This is a genomic window from Salinicola socius (genome assembly GCF_001937195.1).
Taxonomy (GTDB): Bacteria; Pseudomonadota; Gammaproteobacteria; order Pseudomonadales; family Halomonadaceae; genus Salinicola; species Salinicola socius.
The window spans coordinates 1-752 of the sequence record NZ_MSDO01000061.1 but is presented as its reverse complement, the minus strand read 5'-3'; the positions used below and the strand labels follow the sequence as shown (position 1 = coordinate 752).

Sequence of the window (752 nt, the reverse complement as noted above, 5' to 3'; positions counted from 1 at the left end):
CCTCGAAAGCGATGCGACCGTGAGCTCGCTGATCATCAGTGACGCCAGCGGCAATACCGTTACTGTCGATCCCGCGGATATCACCGTCGATGCGGACGGCAATCTGACGACCAATGGCGTGGATCTCTCCGGTCTCACTGATGGCGAACTGACCGCGACGCTGTCGGTCACCGATGCCGCCGGCAATACCGGCACGGTTACCGACACGAGCACGCTGGACAGCGTGGCACCGGAGGCCCCGACACCCACGCTGGCGGTGGATACCGCCATCGACGGTGACGGCATCACCCGCGACGCCACCATCAACGTCGGTGGCCTCGAAGGCGGGGCAACGTGGGAATATTCCACCGATGGCGGCGATAGCTGGACGCCCGGCACGGGTACCGCCTTCGAACTGCCGGAAGGCGACTATACCGCCGACGCCGTGCAGGTGCGTCAGACCGATGCCGCCGGCAACACCAGCGGGGTGGGTAACCTCGGCGCGGTCACCATCGATGTCACCGATCCGGTGGCACCAGTTATCGACAGCGCCACCGATGACATCGATCCGACCGGCACCCTCGGCGATGGCGACAGCACCAACGACGCCACGCCGACACTGACCGGCACCGCCGAAGCCAATGCCACGGTGGCGATCCTCGCCAATGGCACGCAGATCGGCACTGCCGATGCCGACGATGACGGCAACTGGTCATTCACCATCGGCGACGCGAACGCCCTGCCCGATGGCAATGTGGACTTTATTGCCACAG

General features: G+C 65.0%; 1 protein-coding gene. It reads left to right on the top strand.

The window, feature by feature from the left end; translation table 11 throughout:
• Positions 1–19: 19 nt before the first annotated feature.
• Positions 20–752, top strand: a 733-nt coding sequence (locus tag BTW07_RS18715) for an Ig-like domain-containing protein (protein ID WP_208605441.1), incomplete at its 3' end; no start/stop codon positions are given.